The 20210-nt window shown below is 69.1% G+C and carries 18 protein-coding genes and 1 riboswitch; of the genes, 12 read left to right on the top strand and 6 right to left on the bottom strand.

What is annotated here, in order from left to right:
- The first annotated feature begins 45 nt into the window (after positions 1-45).
- From VHAB30_RS07125 to VHAB30_RS07145, 5 genes are read left to right on the top strand one after another with little or no spacing between them, the layout of a single operon-like run.
- Positions 46-1056, top strand: a complete 1011-nt coding sequence (locus VHAB30_RS07125) for a Bug family tripartite tricarboxylate transporter substrate binding protein (RefSeq protein WP_235926490.1) — start codon at positions 46-48, stop codon at positions 1054-1056.
- A gap of 35 nt (positions 1057-1091) precedes the next feature.
- Complete coding sequence (locus VHAB30_RS07130; RefSeq protein WP_159276319.1) at positions 1092-1982, top strand: FAS1-like dehydratase domain-containing protein; 891 nt, start codon at positions 1092-1094, stop codon at positions 1980-1982.
- 24 nt (positions 1983-2006) lie between these two features.
- Positions 2007-3188, top strand: coding sequence for a CaiB/BaiF CoA transferase family protein (locus VHAB30_RS07135; RefSeq protein WP_070061123.1), 1182 nt, complete (start codon positions 2007-2009; stop codon positions 3186-3188).
- The gene (locus tag VHAB30_RS07140) at positions 3185-4075 is read left to right on the top strand and encodes an HpcH/HpaI aldolase/citrate lyase family protein (RefSeq protein ID WP_159276320.1); all 891 of its coding nucleotides are present in this window, start codon (positions 3185-3187) and stop codon (positions 4073-4075) included. The genes VHAB30_RS07135 and VHAB30_RS07140 overlap by 4 nt, the downstream gene beginning before the upstream one ends.
- 30 nt (positions 4076-4105) lie before the next feature.
- Positions 4106-5110, top strand: a complete 1005-nt coding sequence (locus tag VHAB30_RS07145) for a tripartite tricarboxylate transporter substrate binding protein BugD (protein ID WP_139703091.1) — start codon at positions 4106-4108, stop codon at positions 5108-5110.
- Between the two features lie 51 nt (positions 5111-5161).
- Here the strand turns inward: VHAB30_RS07145 and VHAB30_RS07150 are convergent, their stop codons facing one another.
- From VHAB30_RS07150 to VHAB30_RS07160, 3 genes are all read right to left on the bottom strand, one after another.
- Positions 5162-5584 carry a GNAT family N-acetyltransferase gene (locus tag VHAB30_RS07150; RefSeq protein WP_095947110.1) on the bottom strand — a complete coding sequence of 141 codons (423 nt, stop codon included), beginning with the start codon at positions 5582-5584 and terminating at the stop codon, positions 5162-5164.
- On the bottom strand, positions 5581-6105 hold the full coding sequence (locus tag VHAB30_RS07155) for a CinA family protein (protein ID WP_062480868.1): 525 nt from the start codon (positions 6103-6105) through the stop codon (positions 5581-5583). Before VHAB30_RS07155 ends, VHAB30_RS07150 begins: the two co-directional genes overlap by 4 nt.
- Positions 6106-6177: 72 nt before the next feature.
- On the bottom strand, positions 6178-6825 hold the full coding sequence (locus VHAB30_RS07160) for a DJ-1/PfpI family protein (protein ID WP_159276321.1): 648 nt from the start codon (positions 6823-6825) through the stop codon (positions 6178-6180).
- A gap of 204 nt (positions 6826-7029) precedes the next feature.
- Here VHAB30_RS07160 and phbB point away from each other — a divergent pair, with 204 nt between their 5' ends.
- Positions 7030-7767: an acetoacetyl-CoA reductase gene (gene phbB / locus VHAB30_RS07165; protein WP_062480872.1), complete on the top strand. Its 738-nt coding sequence runs from the start codon at positions 7030-7032 to the stop codon at positions 7765-7767.
- 157 nt (positions 7768-7924) lie between these two features.
- Entirely contained in the window at positions 7925-9268 is a 1344-nt protein-coding gene (locus VHAB30_RS07170) for a dicarboxylate/amino acid:cation symporter (protein WP_062480874.1), read from the top strand.
- A 67-nt stretch (positions 9269-9335) separates the two neighbouring features.
- Here the strand turns inward: VHAB30_RS07170 and VHAB30_RS07175 are convergent, their stop codons facing one another.
- Together VHAB30_RS07175 and katG are read right to left on the bottom strand one after the other, a co-directional pair.
- The gene (locus VHAB30_RS07175) at positions 9336-9935 is read right to left on the bottom strand and encodes a tetratricopeptide repeat protein (RefSeq protein ID WP_159276322.1); all 600 of its coding nucleotides are present in this window, start codon (positions 9933-9935) and stop codon (positions 9336-9338) included.
- A 104-nt stretch (positions 9936-10039) separates the two neighbouring features.
- Positions 10040-12298: a catalase/peroxidase HPI gene (katG, locus tag VHAB30_RS07180; RefSeq protein ID WP_159276323.1), complete on the bottom strand. Its 2259-nt coding sequence runs from the start codon at positions 12296-12298 to the stop codon at positions 10040-10042.
- A gap of 183 nt (positions 12299-12481) precedes the next feature.
- On the opposite strand from katG, the gene ybaL reads away from it, so the two are divergent.
- On the top strand, positions 12482-14185 hold the full coding sequence (gene ybaL, locus VHAB30_RS07185) for a YbaL family putative K(+) efflux transporter (protein ID WP_159271447.1): 1704 nt from the start codon (positions 12482-12484) through the stop codon (positions 14183-14185).
- 105 nt (positions 14186-14290) lie between these two features.
- Positions 14291-15169, top strand: a complete 879-nt coding sequence (locus VHAB30_RS07190; RefSeq protein ID WP_159276324.1) for an EI24 domain-containing protein — start codon at positions 14291-14293, stop codon at positions 15167-15169.
- Here VHAB30_RS07190 and VHAB30_RS07195 read toward each other — a convergent pair.
- Positions 15139-15546, bottom strand: coding sequence for a hypothetical protein (locus VHAB30_RS07195; RefSeq protein WP_070061115.1), 408 nt, complete (start codon positions 15544-15546; stop codon positions 15139-15141). The two genes, VHAB30_RS07190 and VHAB30_RS07195, sit on opposite strands and share 31 nt — an antisense overlap.
- Before the next feature lie 151 nt (positions 15547-15697).
- Between VHAB30_RS07195 and VHAB30_RS07200 the strand changes: the two genes are divergently transcribed.
- The 3 genes from VHAB30_RS07200 (at position 15698) to VHAB30_RS07210 (ending at position 20146) form a co-directional block, all read left to right on the top strand.
- On the top strand, positions 15698-15919 hold the full coding sequence (locus VHAB30_RS07200; protein WP_159276325.1) for a hypothetical protein: 222 nt from the start codon (positions 15698-15700) through the stop codon (positions 15917-15919).
- A gap of 81 nt (positions 15920-16000) precedes the next feature.
- Positions 16001-16282: riboswitch (cobalamin riboswitch) on the top strand.
- A 290-nt stretch (positions 16283-16572) separates the two neighbouring features.
- Positions 16573-18597: a TonB-dependent receptor gene (locus VHAB30_RS07205; protein ID WP_235926492.1), complete on the top strand. Its 2025-nt coding sequence runs from the start codon at positions 16573-16575 to the stop codon at positions 18595-18597.
- Positions 18598-18607: 10 nt separating this feature from the next.
- On the top strand, positions 18608-20146 hold the full coding sequence (locus tag VHAB30_RS07210) for a PepSY domain-containing protein (RefSeq protein ID WP_159276327.1): 1539 nt from the start codon (positions 18608-18610) through the stop codon (positions 20144-20146).
- The last annotated feature ends 64 nt before the right edge of the window (positions 20147-20210 follow it).

Below are 20210 nucleotides of genomic sequence, written 5' to 3' on the forward strand. Positions count from 1 at the left end.
AAATCGCAGATTGCGCCGACGGGGCGGGCAGAAGACCATGCGGCCATGGAGACACACGACACCACCCCCGCCTTGCGGCTTCGCGCCAAGGCGCTGATCGCCTTCGGCCTCGCCGCCACCGCCTTGCTGGCCACGAACCCGGCCACCGCCCAGACCTACCCCTCGCGCCCCATCACGCTCGTCGTGCCCCAGGCCGCCGGCGGCACCAACGACATCGTCGGCCGCCTCGTCGGCCAGAAGCTCGGCGAGGTGTTGAACAACGCCAGCGTGGTGGTCGACAACCGCCCCGGCGCGGGCGGCAACATCGGCACGCAGCTGGTCGCCAAGGGCCCGAAGGACGGCTACACGCTGCTCATGACGATCAGCAGCAGCCAGGCCATCAACCCCGCGCTCTACAAGAACCCGGGCTTCGACCCCGAGAAAGACTTCAAGCCCGTCGGCCTGGTCGGCGCCGTGCCCAACGTGCTGCTGGTGAACCCGTCGTTCCCCGCGAAGAACTTCGCCGAATTCCTGAAGCTGGCGCGCGACAAGGGCGCCAACTACCAGTACGCCTCGGCCGGCAACGGCACGCTCAACCACCTGCTGGGCGAAATGCTCAACAGCATGGGCGGCATCTCTTTGCAGCACGTGCCGTACAAGGGCGTGGCGCCTGCCATCAACGACGTGCTGGGCGGGCAACTGCCGATCGTGTTCGCGAGCCTGCCTTCGGCGCTGGCGCACATCAAGGCCGGCAAGCTGCGCTCGCTGGCCGTGAGTGGTGAGAAGCGCTCGCCCGTGCTGCCTGATGTGCCCGCCATCGCCGAGCAGGTGCCGGGCTACAACGGCACGCTGTGGATCGGCCTGTTCGCGCCCGCGGGCGTGCCGGCCGACGTGCTCGCCACCCTGCAGGACGCCACGCGCAAGGCGCTCGCGGCCAAGGACCTGCGCGACAAGCTCGACCAGCAGGGCGTCGAGATCGCCGCGCCCACCTCACCCGAGCAGTTCTCGGCGCTGCTGCATGCCGACCTCGCCAAGTGGGCGCGCATCGTCAAGGCCTCGGGCGCCGCGGTCGACTGACCTCGCCACTCATCCTTCTTCCCGACACACACGACATGACTTCTCCCCTGATCGACGCCGAAGCTCTCGCGCACCTGCAGGCCTGGCAGGGCCGCACCGAAACGCTGCGCGACGACCTCACCGCCGCGCCCGTGCGCGCGCTGTCCGCCACGCTCGACCGCGACGACCCGCTGCCCGAGGCGGGCACGCGCCTGCCTGCGCTGTGGCACTGGCTCTACTTCCTGCCGCACCACCGCCAATCCGAGATCGGCGAAGACGGCCACGCGAAGCGCGGCGGTTTCCTGCCGCCCGTGCCGCTGCCGCGCCGCATGTGGGCCGGCGGCCGGTTGACGTGGGAACCGGGCAATCCGCTGCAGGTGGGCGATGCGGTCGAGCGCACGTCGACCATCGCCTCGGTCACGCACAAGGCCGGCCGCACGGGCGAGCTGGTGTTCGTGCTGGTGCGCCATGAAGTGCGCAACGCGCGCGGGCTGGCGCTGACCGAAGAGCACGACATCGTCTACCGCGCCGCCGCCGCACCGGGCGAGGCCGCACCATCGCCCACGCCCGCACCGAAAGACGCCGCCTTCAGCCGCGACCTCGTGCCCGACGACGTGCTGCTGTTCCGCTACTCGGCGCTGACCTTCAACGGCCACCGCATCCACTACGACCGCCGCTACGTGACGCAGGTCGAGGGCTACCCGGGCCTCATCGTGCACGGGCCGCTGATCGCGACGCTGCTGGTCGACCTGCTGCGCCGCAACGCGCCGGCCGATGCGCAGCTCGCGCGCTTCGAGTTCCGCGCCGTGCGACCGACCTTCGACATCGCGCCGTTCCGCGTGCACGGCAAGCCCGCCGAAGGCAGCACCGACGGCAAGACCTTCAGCCTGTGGGGCGAAGACGCCGACGGCTGGCTCACGATGCAGGCCACGGCCGTGCTCGCCTGACGCAAGGAAAGAAAGAAGAAGCCCATGACCAGACCCCTGGACGGAATCACCGTCATCTCGCTCGAACACGCCATCGCGGCGCCGTTCTGCACCCGCCAGCTCGCCGACCTCGGCGCGCGCGTCATCAAGGTCGAGCGCCCCGGCGGCGGCGACTTTGCGCGCGCCTACGACGAGCGCGTGAACGGCGAGGCCTCGCACTTCGTGTGGGTCAACCGCTCGAAGGAAAGCCTCACGCTCGACCTGAAACAGCCCGCCGCGCTCGCCGTGCTGCAGGAGCTGGTGGCCGGCGCCGACGTGCTGGTGCAGAACCTCGCACCCGGCGCCGCCGCGCGCATGGGCCTGGGCGCGCAGGTGCTTCAGGAAAAACACCCCGCGCTCATCGTCTGCGACATCTCGGGCTACGGCGAAGACGGCCCGTACCGCGACAAGAAGGCCTACGACCTGCTGATCCAGAGCGAGGCCGGCTTTCTCTCGGTGACGGGCACGCCCGACGACCCGTGCAAGTCGGGCAACTCCATCGCCGACATCGCGGCGGGCATGTACGCCTACACCGGCATCCTCGCGGCGCTGATGCAGCGCGGCAAGACGGGCAAGGGCTCGCACATCGACGTGTCGATGCTCGAATCGCTCGCCGAGTGGATGGGCTATCCGATGTACTACGCCTACGACGGCGCGCCGCCGCCGCCGCGCAGCGCCGCCTCGCACGCGACCATCTATCCCTACGGCCCGTTCCCCGCCGGCGACGGCGGCACCGTGATGCTGGGCCTGCAGAACGAGCGCGAGTGGCGCGCCTTCTGCGACAAGGTGCTGCTGCGCCCCGAGCTCGCGAGCGACCCGCGCTTCGACAGCAACGCGCGGCGCAACGAACACCGCGAGGCGCTGCGCACGCTCATCGTCGACACCTTCGGCGCGCTCAGCGCGGCGCAGGTGCTCGAACGGCTCGACACCGCGCAGATCGCCAACGCGCGCATGAACGACATGGCCGGGCTGTGGGCGCACCCGCAGCTGCAGGCGCGCGAGCGCTGGCGCCAAGTGGGTTCGCCGGCCGGCGACATCCCGGCGCTGCTGCCCGCCGGTCGCCAGAGCGCGTTCGACTACCGCATGGACCCGGTGCCCGCGGTCGGCCAGCACACCGACGCCATCCTGCGCAGCCTGGGCCGTGGCGACGACGCGATTGCAGCGCTGCGCGCGGCCGGCGCGGTATGAGCGGACCCGCCAATCAAGCGCTCGCTTTGGCGCGCGCCTTTCTCTTCGTGCCGGCCGACCGGCCCGAGCGTCATGCGCGCGCACTGGCGACGGGCGCGGGCGGCGTGATCATCGACCTCGAAGATGCCGTGGCGCCCGCGCGCAAGGCCGAGTCGCGCGATGCGCTCGGCGCCTCGTTGGCAGCGCTGCCCGCCGAAGGGCGAGGGCGGCTGCTCGTGCGCGTGAACGCGAGCGGCACGCCGTGGCATGACGACGACTGCGCGCGCGCGGCCGGCTGGATCGCCGAGGGCCTCATCGCCGGCATCGTGCTGCCCAAGGCCGAGCACGCCGACGAACTGCATCGGCTGGCCGCCACGGCCGGACCGAAGGCCGTGCTGGTGCCGCTCATCGAATCGGCTGCGGGGCTCGCTGCGCTCGATGCCATCGCGGGTGCGCCGCAGGTGCTGCGGCTGGCCTTCGGCCATCTCGATTTCCAGGCCGACCTCGGCATGGCCTGCGATGCCGACGAGGTCGAGCTGACGGCCGTGCGCCTCGCGCTCGTGCTGGCCTCGCGCCGCGCCGGGCTGGCCACGCCCATCGACGGCGTGTCGCCCGACTGGCGCGATGCGCAGCGGCTCGCCGCCGACACCGCGCGCGCCCGGCGCGGCGGCTTCGGCGCCAAGCTGTGCATCCATCCCGAACAGGTCGCGCCCGTGCAGGCCGCGCTCGGGCCCACGGCCGACGAGGTGGCCTGGGCGCACCGCGTCACCGAGGCCGTGCGCGCGGCCGGCGGCGGCGTCGTGAGCCTTGACGGCCGCATGGTCGACGGGCCCGTGGTGCGGCTGGCCGAGCGCTGGCTGGCGCTGGCCGCATCTCACGGCCCGGGCGATTCATCCGTGACGCACTGATCCACAGACAAACCACAAGGAGACAAAGAAGTGAACGCAACGAAGACCTGGAAACTGAAAGCCCTCATCGCGGCCTCGGCGGGCGCCTGCCTGCTCGCCGCCGCATCGCCCGCCGCCGCGCAGGCCGCGTGGCCCGACAAGCCCATCGTGATGGTCGTGCCGTACTCGGCCGGCGGCCCTACCGACGTGGTGGCGCGCATGCTCGCCGTGCCCATGGGCAAGTCGCTGGGGCAGACCGTGGTGGTCGAGAACACCGTGGGCGCGGGCGGCACCATCGCGCCGACCCGCGTGGCCAAGGCCGCGCCCAACGGCTACACCATCCTCATCCACCACATGGGCATGGCCACCGCGCCCGCGCTGTACAAGAAGCTCAACTACGACCCGCTGAAAGACTTCGAGTACGTCGGCCAGGTCATGGACGTGCCGATGACCCTGCTGTCGCGCAAGGACTTCCCGGCCAACAACTTCAAGGAGCTGCTGGCCTACGTGAAGGCCAACAAGGAGAAGGTCTCGCTCGCCAACGCCGGCATCGGCGCGGTCTCGCAGCTGTGCGGCATGCTCTTCGCGCACCAGATCGGCGTGCAGCTCACGACCGTGCCCTACAAGGGCGCAGGCCCGGCGCTCAACGACCTCATGGGCGGGCAGGTCGACCTGCTGTGCGACCAGACCACGCAGACCGCGCCCGTCATCAAGGACGGCCAGCGCGTGAAGGTGTTCGGCGTGACCACGCCCAAGCGCCTGTCGAGCATGCCCGACATTCCCACGCTCGACGAGCAGGGCCTCAAGGGCTTCGACGTGAAGGTGTGGCACGGCGTGTATGCGCCCAAGGGCACGCCGCCGGCGGTGATCGAGAAGCTCAACGTGGCCCTGCGCGCCGCGCTGCAGGACGACAACGTGAAGAAGCGCTTCGCCGAGCTGAGCACCGAGGCCGTGCCGATGGACAAGGTCACGCCCGAAGCGCTGCGCAGCCACCTGGCGGCGGAGATCGAGAAGTGGGGGAAGGTGATCCGGGCTGCGGGGGTGCAGGCGGATTGAGCGCGACAGCTTGAGAGGAGGTTCGGGGTCGGGGGCCGCAATGCCCCGGGCTCAGAGCTTCTTCTTCATGTAGGCGAGGTAGTTGCCGCGCGCGTAGTTGTCGATGCGCGCGAACTCTTCGTAGCCCTGCTTCAGGTAGAAGCCTCGCGCCTGCCACTCGAAGGTTTCGAGCGCGGCATTCCCGGCACCCAACGCCTTGCCGCGCGCTTCCGCCTCCGCGAGCAGGCGGCGGCCCAGGCCGGTGCCCCGGGCTTCCTCCTCGACGAACAGCACGTCGATGCGCAGCCATTCGAGGAAGACGAAGCCACGCAGCCCGCCCATCAGGCGGCCCTGCGCATCCTTCGCGTTCAGCCACACGGGTTGCGTATCGGGGTACTCGCCGACGAAGCCGTAGTTGAACTCGCGCAACCGGCGGCCCAGGACGCCGGAGCGGACCTCCTCTTCGGAGGCGGTCGAAATCACTGTTTCGGTCATGCGTCGCCGTTCGCCAGCAACGTCTCTTCGAACAACTTCAGCAACAGCCGCGCGAACACATCCATGTTCCATGGCCGGTCGGTCGCGCCGGTCTCGATCGTGCGGCTGACCACGAGGCCGTCCGCGCCGGTCACGGCGATGCAGACATGCCCCGGCGCGTCGCCGTACGGGCTGCCCGACGGTCCCGCCGCGCCGCTCTCGCAGATGCCCCACTTCGAACGATGGGCGTCGCGGATGCGGCCCGAGATGAAGCGCGCATAGGGCTCGGTCTCGCCGCGCATGTCGCCCATGTCCTCGGGCGTGAGGCCGAGCAGGGCCTTGCCGGCGCGCCGCGAGTAGATGACCGCGCCGCCCAGGAAGTAGGCCGAGGCGCCTGGCAGGGCGAGCAGGGCGGCCGAGACCAGGCCGCCGGCCGACGATTCGGCGACCGCCACCGTCTGGCGCCGCTCGCGCAGCGTCGCCCCCACGCGGGCGGCGAGCACGGAAAGCGGTTCGAGGTCGGTGAGGTCGGGCGTGGACATGGAGGTCGAAAGAAGTAAGAAAGAAGAAATGACCGACCGTTCGATCGATCAAACAAACAAGCGAAAGAACGATCAGGCCGAGCCCATGCGCGAGCCCGGCCGCCGCACATACGATGGCGCGCGCTCGTGGCTCGAGGTGTGGCCGTACACCGTGTCGGCCGGGTAGTACTCGGCCTGCAGCTGCACCTTGGCCGCGGCTTCCTCGCCCGCCACATGGGCGATGAAGGCGAGCATCAGGTCGGTGCCCGCCGAGACGCCGGCTGAAGTCCAGACGTGGCCGTCCTGCACGAAGCGCTGCTCCACCACCTTCACGTCGCCGAGCGCGCGCAGGCGGTCGAGCGATCCCCAGTGCGTGGTCGCGGTGCGGCCCGAGAGCAGGCCGGCCGCATGCAGCACGAAGGCGCCGGTGCACACCGACAGCAGCGCCTTGCAGCCCGGCGCCTGCGCGGCCAGGAACTGCACCATGGCGGGGTTGTCGACCTCGCGCCGCGTGCCCATGCCGCCGGGCACGAGCACGAAATCGAGCGGCGGGCAGTCGGCAAACGAGACATGCGGGTTGATCGACAGCCCCTTGGCGCAGACGACCGGGCCATGCGTTTGCGCCACCACGAGGCAGTTGGCGGGGCCGCCGGCCAGCTTGCTCCACATGGTGAGCATTTCCCAGGGACCGACGAAATCGAGCTCCTCGACCTCGGGGAAGACGACGATTGCGAAATTCATGCGTGCGAACTCCTGGTGGGGTGGCCGGCAGGGGCCCTGTCACGGGCGCGAAGCCGCAAGCATATAGAGTGCCGCCGAGGTGATGTCCGTGACAGCTGGTTGCAAGCTTGGCTCAGTGTTCTCCCTCAGAGTTGTGTGGCCTGAAAATGGCTAGAGTGAAGGCGGCCGTTCAGGCTTTTTGCTAGCTTCAATCAAGGAAATCTCATGAGCAAGAAAGTTGCATATGTCACCGGAGGCATGGGTGGCATCGGAACAGCCATCTGCCAGCGTCTCTACAAAGACGGGTTCACCGTGGTCGCAGGTTGCGGCCCCACGCGGGACTACGCCAAGTGGCTGGCCGAACAGAAAGCCGAAGGCTTCGAGTTCCACGCGTCGGTCGGCAATGTCGGCGACTGGCAATCCACCGTCGAGGCCTTCTCCGCCGCCAAGGCGGCCCACGGGGCGATTGACGTGCTCGTCAACAACGCCGGCATCACGCGGGACCGCATGTTCCTCAAGATGACCCCCGAGGACTGGAGCGCGGTGATCGAAACCAACCTCAACAGCATGTTCAACGTCACCAAGCAGGTGGTGGGCGACATGGTCGAAAAGGGCTGGGGCCGCATCATCAACATCAGCTCGGTCAACGGCGCCAAGGGCCAGGCCGGCCAGACCAACTACTCGGCGGCCAAGGCCGGCATGCACGGCTTCACGATGGCGCTGGCGCAGGAGCTGGCCAACAAGGGCGTCACCGTGAACACGGTGAGCCCGGGCTACATCGGCACCGACATGGTCAAGGCCATCCGTCAGGAAGTGCTCGACAAGATCGTGGCCACGATCCCGGTCAAGCGCCTGGGCGAGCCGAGCGAAATCGCTTCCATCATCGCGTGGCTCGCCACCGATGAAGGCGGCTACAGCACCGGGGCCGACTTCTCGGTCAACGGCGGCCTCCACATGCACTGAGCATGCGCGCCACGCCCTGAAAACAAAAACCCGCTTCGGCGGGTTTTTTCATTTCGGCGGCGGCCGCAGGCACCGAACGCAGTACCCCATCCATCGAAAGCAACCGAGACACGAACCCTTTTCTCCTCGTTTCCCTTCATTCCTTCAGGAGGCAGTCATGGCACATACAACAAGCACAGTACCCAGGAAGCTCCCCCTTTACCGTTCCCTGTACGTGCAGGTGATCACTGCGGTGATCGTCGGCGTGCTGCTGGGGTACTTCTACCCCTCGCTCGGCGAGTCGATGAAGCCCTTGGGCGACGGCTTCATCAAGCTCATCAAGATGATCATCGCGCCGATCATCTTCTGCACCGTGGTGGTCGGCATCGCCGGCATGGAAGACATGAAGAAGGTCGGCAAGACCGGCGGCCTGGCGCTCTTGTACTTCGAGATCGTGAGCAGCATCGCGCTGGTGGTCGGCCTCGTGCTGGTGAACCTGCTCAAGCCCGGTGCGGGCATGAACATCGACGCGTCCACGCTCGACACCAAGGCCATCGCGGCCTACACCGGCCCCGGCAAGATGACCGGCACGGTCGACTTCCTGCTCAACGTGATTCCCTCCACCGTGGTCGACGCCTTCGCCAAGGGCGAGATCCTGCAGGTGCTCCTGATCGCGGTGCTGTTCGGCTTTGCGCTGCACCGCTTCGGCGGGCGCGGCACGCTGGTGTTCGACGTGATCGAGAAGGGCTCGCACGTGCTGTTCGTGATCGTCAACTACATCATGAAGCTCGCGCCCATCGGCGCCTTCGGCGCCATGGCCTTCACCATCGGCAAGTACGGGCTGGGCAGCCTGCTGTCGCTGGGCAAGCTCATGGGCACTTTCTACCTGACCTGCCTGCTGTTCATCTTCGTGGTGCTGGGGCTCATTGCGCGCTTTCACGGCTTCAGCATCTGGAAGTTCATCAAGTACATCAAGGAAGAGCTGCTGATCGTGCTGGGCACCTCGTCCAGCGAATCGGTGCTGCCGCGCATGATGGAGAAGATGGAGAACCTGGGCGCCCACAAGACCTGCGTGGGGCTGGTGATTCCCACGGGCTACTCGTTCAACCTGGACGGCACCTCGATCTACCTGACGATGGCGGCGGTGTTCATCGCGCAGGCCACCAACACGCCCATGACGCTCACGCAGGAGATCACGCTGCTGGCCGTGCTGCTGCTCACCTCGAAGGGGGCGGCCGGTGTCACGGGCAGCGGCTTCATCGTGCTGGCGGCCACGCTGTCGGCGGTGGGGCACGTGCCTGTGGCGGGGCTGGCGCTCATCCTGGGCATCGACCGCTTCATGTCCGAGGCGCGCGCGCTCACCAACCTGATCGGCAACGGCGTGGCCACCATCGTGGTCGCCAAGTGGACCAACGAACTGGACACCGAGCGGCTGCAGGCCGGGCTCAACAACGAGAGCTGGGTCGAGTCGCAGGAGCCCGAGGAGCTGGTGAACGCGCGCGAATCGAAGATGGCGCAGTAGCCGGAGCAGGGCGCCGGCCCGCGCGTTTGGGTGCGGTGCGGCGCGTTTCGGTGCGCTTCAGTGCGCGTCAGTGCACCAGGGCCACCGCGAGCAGCGGCTGCGCCCTGGCGTCGAGCTCGCGTTCGTACAGCGGGGCGGCCTTGGCGTAGGCGCCCTGGGCGCGATGGGCCGCGGCCAGGTTCTGCCGGCTGTACAGCACGGCGTGTGCGTCGGGGCGCCGCTGCTTCTCGTGGATCGCCAGGGCGCGTTCGTACAGCGCAATGGCCTGGTCGAAGGCCTCGCGGCGATAGTGCAGGCCGGCCAGCGCGCTCAGCGTGAACGCCACCATCGGGCTGTCGGGCCCGGCGGTCTTTTCCTGGATGGCGAGCGCAGCCGTGTACGACTGCGCGGCCCGGGTCAGCTGCCCCTGCCGCTGGTGGACATGGGCCAGCAGCACGAGGCTGAGGGCCGTGTCGGCGGACTCGGGCCCGCCCGTGCGTTGCGCCGTCTGCAGCACTTGCTGCGCCAGCTCGAGCGTGCCGACGTCGTAGCAGTTGGCGTTGATGCGTTGCACGAGTTCCTGGCGCAGCGCGCGCCATTCGGGGTTGCCGTCCTGCGCGTGCAGCGCGCCGAACTGCGAGGCCGCCAGGACGACGCCGGCGGCAAGCCATGCCTTCGCGAATTTCATGGGGCCGAATCTAGTGCCCCGGCCCGGAAAACGAATACCTCGTTCATGGGAGTCCGCGCCCGCGGGGCAGGGCCCCGGGGCGCGGACGGCGCTGGCGCCCCGCCTCAGGCGAGATCGAAGCGGTCCAGGTTCATCACCTTGGTCCAGGCGGCCACGAAGTCGTCGATGAACTTCTGCTGGCTGTCGGACGCGCCGTAGACCTCGGCGATGGCCCGCAGCTGCGCGTTGGAGCCGAACACCAGGTCGACGCGCGTGCCGGTCCACTTGAGGGTGCCGGTCTTGCGGTCGCGGCCTTCGTACTCTTCCTTGGCGTCCGACACGGCCTTCCACTCCGTACCCATGTCGAGCAGGTTCACGAAGTAGTCGTTGCTCAGCGTGCCGGGCGTCTTCGTGAAGACGCCGTGGCGCGTCTGGCCGACGTTGGTGTCGAGCACGCGCAGGCCGCCGACCAGCACCGTCATCTCGGGCGCCGTGAGCGTGAGCAGCTGCGCCTTGTCGAGCAGCAGTGCTTCGCCGGGCACGCTGTAGCGGCCCTTCAGGTAGTTGCGGAAGCCGTCGGCCGCGGGCTCCAGCGGTTCGAACGAGGGCACGTCGGTCTGTTCCTGCGAGGCGTCGGCGCGGCCCGGCGAGAAGGGCACCTTCACTTCACGCCCGCCATTGCGCGCGGCCTGTTCCACGCCCGCACCGCCGGCCAGCACGATCAGGTCGGCGAGCGAGATCTTCTTGCCGCCGGTCTGTGCCGCGTTGAACTCGCTCTGGATGCCTTCGAGCGCCTTCAGCACCTGGGCCAGCTGCGCGGGCTGGTTGACCGCCCAGTCCTTCTGGGGCGCCAGCCGCACGCGGGCGCCATTGGCACCGCCGCGCATGTCGGAGCCGCGGAAGGTGGAGGCCGAGGCCCAGGCGGTAGACACCAGCTGCGCAGGCGTGAGGCCCGAGGCCAGCACCTTCTTCGTCAGCGCCGCGACGTCGTTGGCGTCGACCAGCGGGTGGTCGACGGCCGGGATCGGGTCTTGCCAGATCAGCTCTTCGGCCGGCACCTCGGGGCCGAGGTAGCGGGCGCGCGGGCCCATGTCGCGGTGCGTGAGCTTGAACCAGGCGCGCGCGAAGGCGTCGGCGAGCTGGTCGGGGTGGGCCAGGAAGCGGCGCGAGATCTTTTCGTAGGCCGGGTCCAGGCGCAGCGACAGGTCGGTGGTGAGCATGGTCGGCGCGTGGCGCTTGGAACCGTCGTGCGCGTCGGGGATGGTGCCGGCACCGGCGCCGCCCTTGGCGACCCACTGGTGCGCGCCGGCGGGGCTCTTGGTCAGCTCCCATTCGTAGCCGAACAGGTTCTCGAAGAAGTTGTTGCTCCACTTCGTGGGCGTGGTGGTCCACGTCACTTCGAGGCCGCTGGTGATGGTGTCGCCGCCCTTGCCGGTGCCGAAGCTGTTCTTCCAGCCGAAGCCCTGGTCTTCGAGGCCGGCGGCTTCGGGTTCCTTGCCGACGTTCGAGGCCGGCCCCGCGCCGTGCGTCTTGCCGAAGGTGTGGCCGCCGGCGATGAGCGCCACGGTTTCCTCGTCGTTCATGGCCATGCGGGCGAAGGTGTCGCGGATGTCGTGGGCTGCGGCGATCGGGTCGGGGTTGCCGTCCGGGCCTTCGGGGTTCACGTAGATCAGGCCCATCTGCACGGCGCCCAGCGGGTTCTCGAGGTTGCGGCTGTGCGGCACCTTGCTGTCGTCGTCCTTCACGAGCACGCCGCGGTCTTTCTCGACGCCGGGCGAGCCCTGTGCGTAGCGCACGTCACCGCCCAGCCAGGTCTTCTCGCGGCCCCAGTAGACGTCCTGGTCGGGCTCCCACACGTCGGGGCGGCCACCGCCGAAGCCGAAGGTCTTGAAGCCCATGGTTTCGAGCGCGACGTTGCCGGTGAGGATCAGCAGGTCGGCCCAGGAGATCTTCTGGCCGTACTTCTGCTTGATCGGCCACAGCAGGCGGCGCGCCTTGTCCAGGCTCACGTTGTCGGGCCAGCTGTTGAGCGGCGCAAAGCGCTGCTGGCCGCGGCCGGCACCGCCGCGGCCGTCGCCGATGCGGTAGGTGCCGGCGCTGTGCCAGGCCATGCGGATGAAGAGCGGGCCGTAGTGGCCGAAGTCGGCGGGCCACCAGTCCTGCGAGTCGGTCATCAGCGCGGCGAGGTCTTTCTTCACCGCGGCGAGGTCCAGGCTCTGGAAGGCCTTGGCGTAGTCGAAACCGGCGCCCAGGGGATCGGATTTGGAGGAGTGCTGGTGCAGCAGGTCCAGGCGCAGCTGCTCGGGCCACCAGTCGCGGTTCGTGGTGCCGGCGCCGGTGGCCTGGCTGAACGGGCACTTCGCTTCGGTTTTCTCGTTGCTCATGGGGAGGCTCCTGTTGTTGGGGGGACGGGGGGACCGCTCAAATTCTGGATGAGAAAGGTGTCGATGCGAATAGAAGTGCTTTATGCCTACGATAGTTCGCGTCGCTTCCGTAGGGGTGTAGACGCAGGCCCGTAGAAGCCTGCGGGCTTCAAAGGTTGGGGGCCGTTCCTGCAAAATGGACCGATGCCCCACAGCGTCTCCCTCATCAATACGATTGCCGCCGGCCTGGGGTTGGCGCTGGTGTTCGGCTTTCTCGCGGCGCGGCTGCGATTACCGGCGCTGGTGGGGTACCTCCTGGCGGGCGTGATCATCGGCCCGTTCACGCCCGGCTTCGTGGCCGACGCGGGCATTGCCGCGCAGCTGGCCGAGATCGGCGTGATGCTGCTGATGTTCGGCGTGGGCCTGCATTTTTCGCTGGCCGACCTGCTCGCGGTGCGCAAGATCGCGCTGCCCGGCGCCATCGCGCAGATCGCGGTCGCCACGCTGCTCGGCGGCGGCCTCGCCATGTGGTGGGGCTGGAGCTGGGGCGCGGCGCTGGTGTTCGGGCTGGCGCTGTCGGTGGCGAGCACGGTGGTGCTGCTGCGCGCGCTCGAGAGCCTGGGCATCCTCGATTCGTTCACCGGCCGCATCGCGGTGGGCTGGCTGGTGGTCGAAGACCTCGCGATGGTGCTGGTGCTCGTGCTGCTGCCGCCGCTGGCGGGCGCGCTGGGCAGCACCAAGGTCGACACCAGCGGCGACCCCGTCTGGCAGACGCTGGGCCTCACGCTGCTGCAGGTCGGCGGCTTCGTCGTGCTGATGCTGGTGGTGGGGCGGCGCGTGTTCCCGTGGATTCTCTGGCAGGTCACGCGCACCGGTTCGCGCGAGCTGTTCACGCTGTGCGTGGTGGCGGCGGCCGTGAGCATCGCCTTCGCCTCGGCGGCGCTGTTCGGCGTGTCGTTCGCGCTGGGCGCCTTCTTCGCCGGCATGGTGATGCGCGAGTCGCAGTTCAGCCACCGCGCGGCGCAGGAGTCGCTGCCGCTGCGCGATGCGTTCGCCGTGCTGTTCTTCGTGTCGGTCGGCATGCTGTTCGACCCGTCGGTGCTGCTGGAGCGCCCGCTGCAGGTGCTGGCCGTGGTGCTGGTGATCGTGCTGGGCAAGTCGCTCGCGGCCTGTGCGCTGGTGCTGGTGTTCCGCTACCCGTTGGCCACCGCGCTCACGGTGAGCGCGAGCCTGGCGCAGATCGGCGAGTTCTCGTTCATCCTGGCCGGGCTGGGCGTGTCGCTCGGCCTGCTGCCGGTGGAAGGGCAGAGCCTGGTGCTGGCGGGCGCGCTGATCTCCATCGCTACCAACCCGCTGTGGTTCAGCCTGATCGCGCCGCTGCAGAAATGGCTGCACGCGCATTCGAAGTTCGCACGCGAACTCGACGCGCGCAGCGACCCGTTGGCCGAACTGCCGATGACCACCGAGGCCAAGTACCTGTCGCGGCAGGTGGTGCTGGTCGGCTACGGCCGGGTGGGCCGGCGCATCGCCGCCGAGCTCGAGACGAACGACATCCCCTACGTGGTGGCCGAGCAGAACCGCGAGCTGGTCGAGAAGCTGCGCGAGGCCGGCATTCCGGCCGTGTGGGGCGACGCGGCCGATCCGGCGGTGCTGATCCAGGCGCACGTGGCGCGCGCCCGCGTGCTCGTGGTGGCCACGCCCGACGCCATGAACGTGCGCCAGATGATCGAAACCGCGCGCACGCTGAACCCCACCATCCAGACCGTGGTGCGCAGCCACAACGAGCAGGAAGCCCGCCTGCTGGCCGCCGAAACCGACGCGAAGGTGTTCCTGGGCGAACAGGAACTCGCCCAGGCCATGGCCCGCGATGTGGTGCAGCGCGCCGCCGCGATGGCGGTGCCGGCCTGAGGGCCGGTCGATTCCTCCTGTTGCAGCGCGCGTCGGCCGAGGAGCCCGTTCCTCGGCCAAGGCATGCGCCCGCACATTTCATCGATTTCTCCTTTTTCTGATCCCATGTCACTGAAAGCCCGATGGCATTCGTTGCTCGGCGCGGTGCGCGAGTCCCTGGTCTGCCTCGCGCTGGCCTTCCGCTCCAGCCTGCGCCCCGGCATCGCGCTGCGTTCCGCGGGCCTGTGCCTGCTGGTCTTCACGGTGTGGAGCTGGGTGCTCTACCGCCACTTCCAGCCGATCGGAACGGCGGCCGGGGTGGTGTCGGTCTTCATCGTGATGGGCGGGGCGGTGCTCGGCCTGCTGCCCGGCACGGGAGGCAGTGGGGGGAGCATCGCGGGCATGGCGGGCATCGCCCCTGCGCTGGCGATGTTGCTGCTCTATGCGGCGCTGCTCACGGTCGTGGTGCTGGTGGTGATGTACGTCGGCGTCATCGTCGCCACCATCCGGCTGGCGTTGCGCTGGGTGGTGTTGGGCCCGGTGCGCGAGCGCGTGCAGGCGCGCTACCCGGCGCTGCTGCAGTCACGGCCCGAGTCCTCGGGCTTGCTGGTCGGCGTGCGCGGATGGCTGGGGCCCTGGCTGGGCGCGAGCCTGGGGATGCTGCTGTGCCTGCTGGTGCCGGTGATCAACGGCGTGCTGCTGTTCCTGCTGCTCGCCTACCTCAACGTGCGCTTCCTGCTGGCGCCCGCGCTCGCCGGCATTGCGAACGGCGAGGAGCGCATGCAGGTCGTGCGTCGCCAGCGCGGTGCGATGGTGGCGTTCGGCGTTCTGATCCTGCTGCTGGCGCTCGTGCCGGTGGTGAATCTGCTGCTGCCCGCCTTGCTGGGCGCAGGCACCTGCCACCTCGGCTGCCGAGGTATGGAGGCACAGCGCCGGGCTGACACCGACGCCTTGACCGACGCTTCGGCCGGCGTTCAAAGATCCTCGATCACCAGCGTGCGATAACGCTCGGCGATCGAGTAGGGCACGGTACGCACCAGTTCCATCACGCGCTCGGCGATGGCGCCGTCCTTGGTGCGGATCAGCAGGCCCGTGTGGCCTTCGTGGGCCAGCTGGATGAAGGCGCGCACCGTGTCGCCGTCGGTGCCGGCGGAGGGCAGGGGACTGTGCGAGGCATGCACGGTCGGCGCGATTTCCGCCAGGACGGTTTCGGCCGGTATCAGGTAGACCTCGTCGCCGCTCACGATGCCTTTCGCGATCAGCCCGTGGCCGATGCGGCTGGCGTCTTCGACGCTCGGAAACATCACCAGGGAGTAACCGGTCGGGTAGAACGCGCCACCGAAGGCGGCGCGCATGTTGGGTTCAAGCGTGAAATGTTTCATGCTGACTCCTTGTTCTGATGCAACTCCCCACCCCTAACATTAGGCCGCGCGGCGTCCATGCACTGTAGGAGAAGCCCTAGTACTGACAACCGCGCCAGCCCCTTGCCCGTTCAAAGGCGGGTTCATTCCCTGTTTCATTTCTCTGACCGTCATGCCTTCGCCGAGAGACATCGCACTCACCGTCCACGAACTGGAAGAAGGGGAGTTCTACTGGGTGCTGATGGAGGCCGTGGACGGCTCGCCCGGCGACTCCACCCATGTGTACATGCCGCTCGAAGCCGCCCACGAGCCCTACGCCACGTATTCGAATGCACTGGTGGCCGGCGTGGCGGTGCTGCGGCGGCTGTTCGGGCCCGACGGCAAGCCCGTCTGACGGGGCCCGCAAGGGCGTTGCCGCAGGGCGCTCCCTATAATCCCGGCGGTTGGAAACATTGGTTCACACCGGTGTCGTCCAACACCCCACGGTTCGAAGGTGCCCTGCACGACCAGTCACAGGATTGGCGGCGGGGTTAAACGGGAAGCAGGTGCGAGGCGTCGTTTTTTTGAACGACCCTTCCATTCCTGCGCTGCCCCCGCAACGGTCAGCGGACATCGACACCCTCAGGTCCCGGCGATTCTTCGCCCGGGCAGCCACTGCGCTTCGGCGTGGGAAGGCGAGGGCTTCGGCGCCGAGGTGCATGCATTGCACCCGACGCACTCCGCGAGCCCGGATACCGGCCTTCGCAACCGCCTTCGGATGCTGCGGGAGTGCGTGTCCGGGCCTGCCGCTTTTCCCTCGCGCGAAACGGCACCGCCCCTCGTCTCTTCTCCCTCGGCGTCCGCGATCGGTCAGGAGCCTGCGGGGACGCGGGCCGGAGGAGAAGTCGGATGAATCGCATTGCATCGCCGCCGCGCGATCGCTCGGGCCCGCCCCTGCAACGGGCGCGCCTTTCGGGTCTTTCAGGTCTTTCACTGGGGCTCGGCCTCGCTTGCGGGCCCGCCCTGGCCCAATCGGGCGACACAACCGGTCGCCCCAGCCTCACGCCCGTGCAGGTCGAAGCCAGCCGCCACACGCCGCTGGCCCTGGACGAACCCACGCAGACCGGCAGCCGCCTGGGCCTCACGCCGCTCGAAACGCCGGCCAGCATCGAGGTGCTCACTGGCGATGCGATCCGCGCGCGTGGCGACGTCTCGGTGGTCGAGGCCGCGAGCCGCGCCACCGGCATCACGGGCTCGCCCGCGCCGGGCAATGGCGGCTCGTCGCTGTCGGCACGCGGCTTCAACGGCCACGGCTCGGTGATGCAGCTGTACGACGGCACGCGCCTGTACGTGGGCGCAGGCACCGTCACCTTCCCGTTCGACACCTGGTCGACCGACCGCATCGAGGTGCTGCGCGGCGCCGCCTCGGTGATGTTCGGCGAGGGCGCGATCGGCGGCGCGATCAACGTGGTGCCCAAGAAGCCCACGCGCGGCCCGATCCGCAACGAGGCGCTCGTGACCGTGGGCTCCGACGCCACGCGCCAGGTCGCCTTCGGCAGCGGCGGGGCGATCAACGACATGCTCTCGTACCGCCTCGACATCAGCCACCGGAAAACCGATGGCTTCATGCGGCGCGGCGAGGCCGAGAGCCTGGCGGTGGGCGGCGCGGTGCGGCTCGATGTGTCGCCGCGGCTGCAGTTCACGCTCTCGCACGACGAGGGCCGCCAGACGCCGCAGCGCTACTTCGGCGTGCCGCTCGTCAATGGCCGCCTGAGCAGCCTGAACCGCGAACAGAACTACAACCTGGACGACGCCGAGGTCAAGTACCGCGACCGCTGGACCCGCCTCGATGCGCAGTGGACGCCCAACGACGCCGTCACCGTGCGCAACCAGCTGTACCGCCTGGACAGCAAACGCCACTGGCGCGACAGCGAAACCTACACCTACAGCGCCACCACGAACCGCGTGACGCGCGGCGACTACCTGGAGATCGGCCACGACCAGGAGCAGATCGGCAACCGCACCGACGCCACCTTCAAGCACGCGCTGTTCGGCCTGAAGAACCAGGTGCTCGTGGGCTTCGACGCCAACCGCATCGACTTCCTGAATTCGAGCGACACGCCCTACGGCGGGCGCTCGGTGGTCGATGCCTTCGTCTTCAACCCCGGCACCTACGCTTCGCCCACGCCCTACCTGCCGCGCTACAAGACGAAGACCAGCACCTACGCCTTCTTCGCCGAAGACAAGCTGGCCTTCAACGAACACTGGTCGGTGGTCGGCAGCCTGCGCTGGGACCACGCGAAGATCGTGCGCACCGACCCGCAGAACCGCGCCCCGCGCCTGGACAAGACCTTCGAGTACGCCACGGGCCGCCTCGGCGTGGTCTACGCGCCCGACGCCGCGCAGTCGTTCTATGCACAGGTGGCGCGCGCGGCCGATCCGCTCACCGGGCTCATCAGCACCTCGGCCACGCAGGTGCCGTTCGAGCTCAGCGTCGGCAAGCAGGTCGAGGTGGGCTACAAGCGCCAGCTGGCCGAGGGCCGTGGCGCCTGGAGCGTGGCCGCCTACCGCATCGAGAAGACCAAGCTGCTGTCGCGCGACGCGAACGACCCGACCGTCGTGCAGCAGATCGGCAAGCAGTCGTCCGAAGGCATCGAGGCCACGCTCGACCTGGCGCTGACCTCCACGCTGCGCCTCGAAGCCAACGCCGCGCGGCTGCGCGCGCGCTATGACGACTTCAACGAGGCGGTCGGCAAGTCGCTGGTCTCGCGCGCGGGCAACACGCCCGCCGGCGTGCCCCAGGTGGCTGCCAACCTGTGGCTGCACTGGCGCTTCCTGCCGCAGTGGGAGGCCGAACTCGGTGTGCGCCACGTCGGCGCGCGGCAGGTCGATGCGGCCAACACGCGCCGCATCGGCTCCTACACCGTGGCCGACGCGGGCGTGAGCTGGCAGGCGAACCCGTCGCTCAAGCTCGCGCTGCGCGCCTACAACCTGGCCGACCGCAAGTACCCGGTCTCGTTCTCGAACGGCGGCAACCAGTGGCTGCTGGGCCGTCCGCGTTCGTTCGAACTGTCGGCGTTCGTGACCTTCTGAGCGCGGAATCATGAGCACCGCATGGCAACGCGCATGGCCCCCGCTTCGGCGGGCGCTGTACTGGACGCACCGATGGCTGGGCATCGGCGGCTGCCTGCTGTTCGTCATGTGGTTCGTCTCGGGCGTGGTCATGATGTACGTGGGGTACCCGAACCTCACGGACGAAGAGCGGCTCGCGGGGCTCGCCCCGGTGCGCTTCGAACAGGCGGTGGTCGCGCCGTCTGTCGCGCTCGAGGCGCTGCCGCCCGCGGTTCGCACGCAGCCGCCCCGGCGCATGGCGCTGGAGATGCAGGCCGGCGCCGACGCGCAGCCCGTGTGGCGCATCGTCGATGCGCGCGGCGGGCGGCATGCCGTGTCCGCGCGCGACGGCCGTGTGCTCGGCCCGGTCGATGCCGCGCAGGCCGAGGCCATCGCCCGCGACTTCTCCGCGCAGCCCGGCGCGCGCTGGGCCGAGACGCTGGAGCGCGACCAGTGGACCGTGCCGCAAGGCCTGAACCCATTGCGCCCGCTGCACCGCATCGAAGTCTGCGACGCGGCGGGCACCGAGCTGTACGTGTCCTCGCGCACCGGCGAGGTGGTGCGCGACACCACGCGCGCCGAGCGCTTCTGGAACTGGCTGGGCGCCGTGCCGCACTGGATCTACTTCACGCCGCTGCGCGCCGATCCGCCGCTGTGGCACGACGTGGTCGTGTGGCTGTCGGCCGCCTGCATCGTCTCGGCCGTGACGGGCATCGTCATCGGCATCCTGCGCATCCGGCTGCGGCGGCGCTTTCGCAGCGGCGCGGTCACGCCGTACACCGGCTGGATGGCCTGGCACCACATCGCCGGGCTCATCGGCGGCTTCTTCGTGCTGACCTGGATCGTGAGCGGCTGGCTCTCGATGAACCCCAACGGCTGGTTCCAGCGCGCGCCGGCCGATGCGGCCGCGATGGCGCGCTACACGGGCACCGGTGCATCGCCGTTCCCCTGGCCGCCGGCCGTGGTGCCGGTAGGCGAGGGCGCGGGCGCACCGCGCGAGGCGCTGCTGATGGGGTTCGACGGCAAGCCGCTGCTGCAACTGCGCGATGCGCAGGCCCGCGTGCAGGTGGTCGATGCCGCGACCGGTGCACCAGCCGCCATCGCCCGCGAAGACATCGTGCGCGCCGCCGCCCGCCTGCGCCCCGGCGCCGCGATCACGCAGGCCACCTTGCAGACGCAGGAAGACTTCCACTGGTACGGCCACCACCGCACGCGCGTGCTGCCCGTGTGGCGGCTCGAGTTCGACGACGCCGCGCGCAGCTGGCTCTACATCGACCCGACGAGCGGCCAGGTGGCCGGCAGCAACGACCGCAACGCGCGGCTGCGCCGCTGGCTCTTCAATGCCGCGCACAGCCTCGACTTTCCCTGGCTCATCCAGTACCGACCGGCCTGGGACCTGGTGATGTGGTTCCTGTCGGTCATCGGCGTCGTCGCTTCGGCGAGCGGCGTGGTGATCGGCTGGCGGCGGCTGCGGCGCAAGCCAGGGCCTTCGCCTGTTCAACGGGGGCTGCAAGGCTCCCGGGTTTCATGACGGGGACTTGCGCAAGCCAGTCCATCCCCCAACAATCAACTTTCGCACTTCGGTGCATTTCAGG

It is taken from the genome of Variovorax boronicumulans, assembly GCF_009811375.1.
Taxonomy (GTDB): domain Bacteria; phylum Pseudomonadota; class Gammaproteobacteria; order Burkholderiales; family Burkholderiaceae_C; genus Variovorax; species Variovorax boronicumulans.

Excerpts from the sequence above, each read along its gene's own strand:
- VHAB30_RS07125 (WP_235926490.1), top strand. The coding sequence starts at position 46 with ATGGAGACACACGACACCACCCCCGCCTTGCGGCTTCGCGCCAAGGCG.
- VHAB30_RS07130 (WP_159276319.1), top strand. The coding sequence starts at position 1,092 with ATGACTTCTCCCCTGATCGACGCCGAAGCTCTCGCGCACCTGCAGGCC.
- VHAB30_RS07135 (WP_070061123.1), top strand. The coding sequence starts at position 2,007 with ATGACCAGACCCCTGGACGGAATCACCGTCATCTCGCTCGAACACGCC.
- VHAB30_RS07140 (WP_159276320.1), top strand. The coding sequence starts at position 3,185 with ATGAGCGGACCCGCCAATCAAGCGCTCGCTTTGGCGCGCGCCTTTCTC.
- VHAB30_RS07150 (WP_095947110.1), bottom strand. The coding sequence starts at position 5,584 with ATGACCGAAACAGTGATTTCGACCGCCTCCGAAGAGGAGGTCCGCTCC.
- VHAB30_RS07155 (WP_062480868.1), bottom strand. The coding sequence starts at position 6,105 with ATGTCCACGCCCGACCTCACCGACCTCGAACCGCTTTCCGTGCTCGCC.
- VHAB30_RS07160 (WP_159276321.1), bottom strand. The coding sequence starts at position 6,825 with ATGAATTTCGCAATCGTCGTCTTCCCCGAGGTCGAGGAGCTCGATTTC.
- phbB (WP_062480872.1), top strand. The coding sequence starts at position 7,030 with ATGAGCAAGAAAGTTGCATATGTCACCGGAGGCATGGGTGGCATCGGA.
- VHAB30_RS07170 (WP_062480874.1), top strand. The coding sequence starts at position 7,925 with ATGGCACATACAACAAGCACAGTACCCAGGAAGCTCCCCCTTTACCGT.
- VHAB30_RS07175 (WP_159276322.1), bottom strand. The coding sequence starts at position 9,935 with ATGAAATTCGCGAAGGCATGGCTTGCCGCCGGCGTCGTCCTGGCGGCC.
- katG (WP_159276323.1), bottom strand. The coding sequence starts at position 12,298 with ATGAGCAACGAGAAAACCGAAGCGAAGTGCCCGTTCAGCCAGGCCACC.
- ybaL (WP_159271447.1), top strand. The coding sequence starts at position 12,482 with ATGCCCCACAGCGTCTCCCTCATCAATACGATTGCCGCCGGCCTGGGG.
- VHAB30_RS07190 (WP_159276324.1), top strand. The coding sequence starts at position 14,291 with ATGTCACTGAAAGCCCGATGGCATTCGTTGCTCGGCGCGGTGCGCGAG.
- VHAB30_RS07195 (WP_070061115.1), bottom strand. The coding sequence starts at position 15,546 with ATGAAACATTTCACGCTTGAACCCAACATGCGCGCCGCCTTCGGTGGC.
- VHAB30_RS07200 (WP_159276325.1), top strand. The coding sequence starts at position 15,698 with ATGCCTTCGCCGAGAGACATCGCACTCACCGTCCACGAACTGGAAGAA.
- VHAB30_RS07210 (WP_159276327.1), top strand. The coding sequence starts at position 18,608 with ATGAGCACCGCATGGCAACGCGCATGGCCCCCGCTTCGGCGGGCGCTG.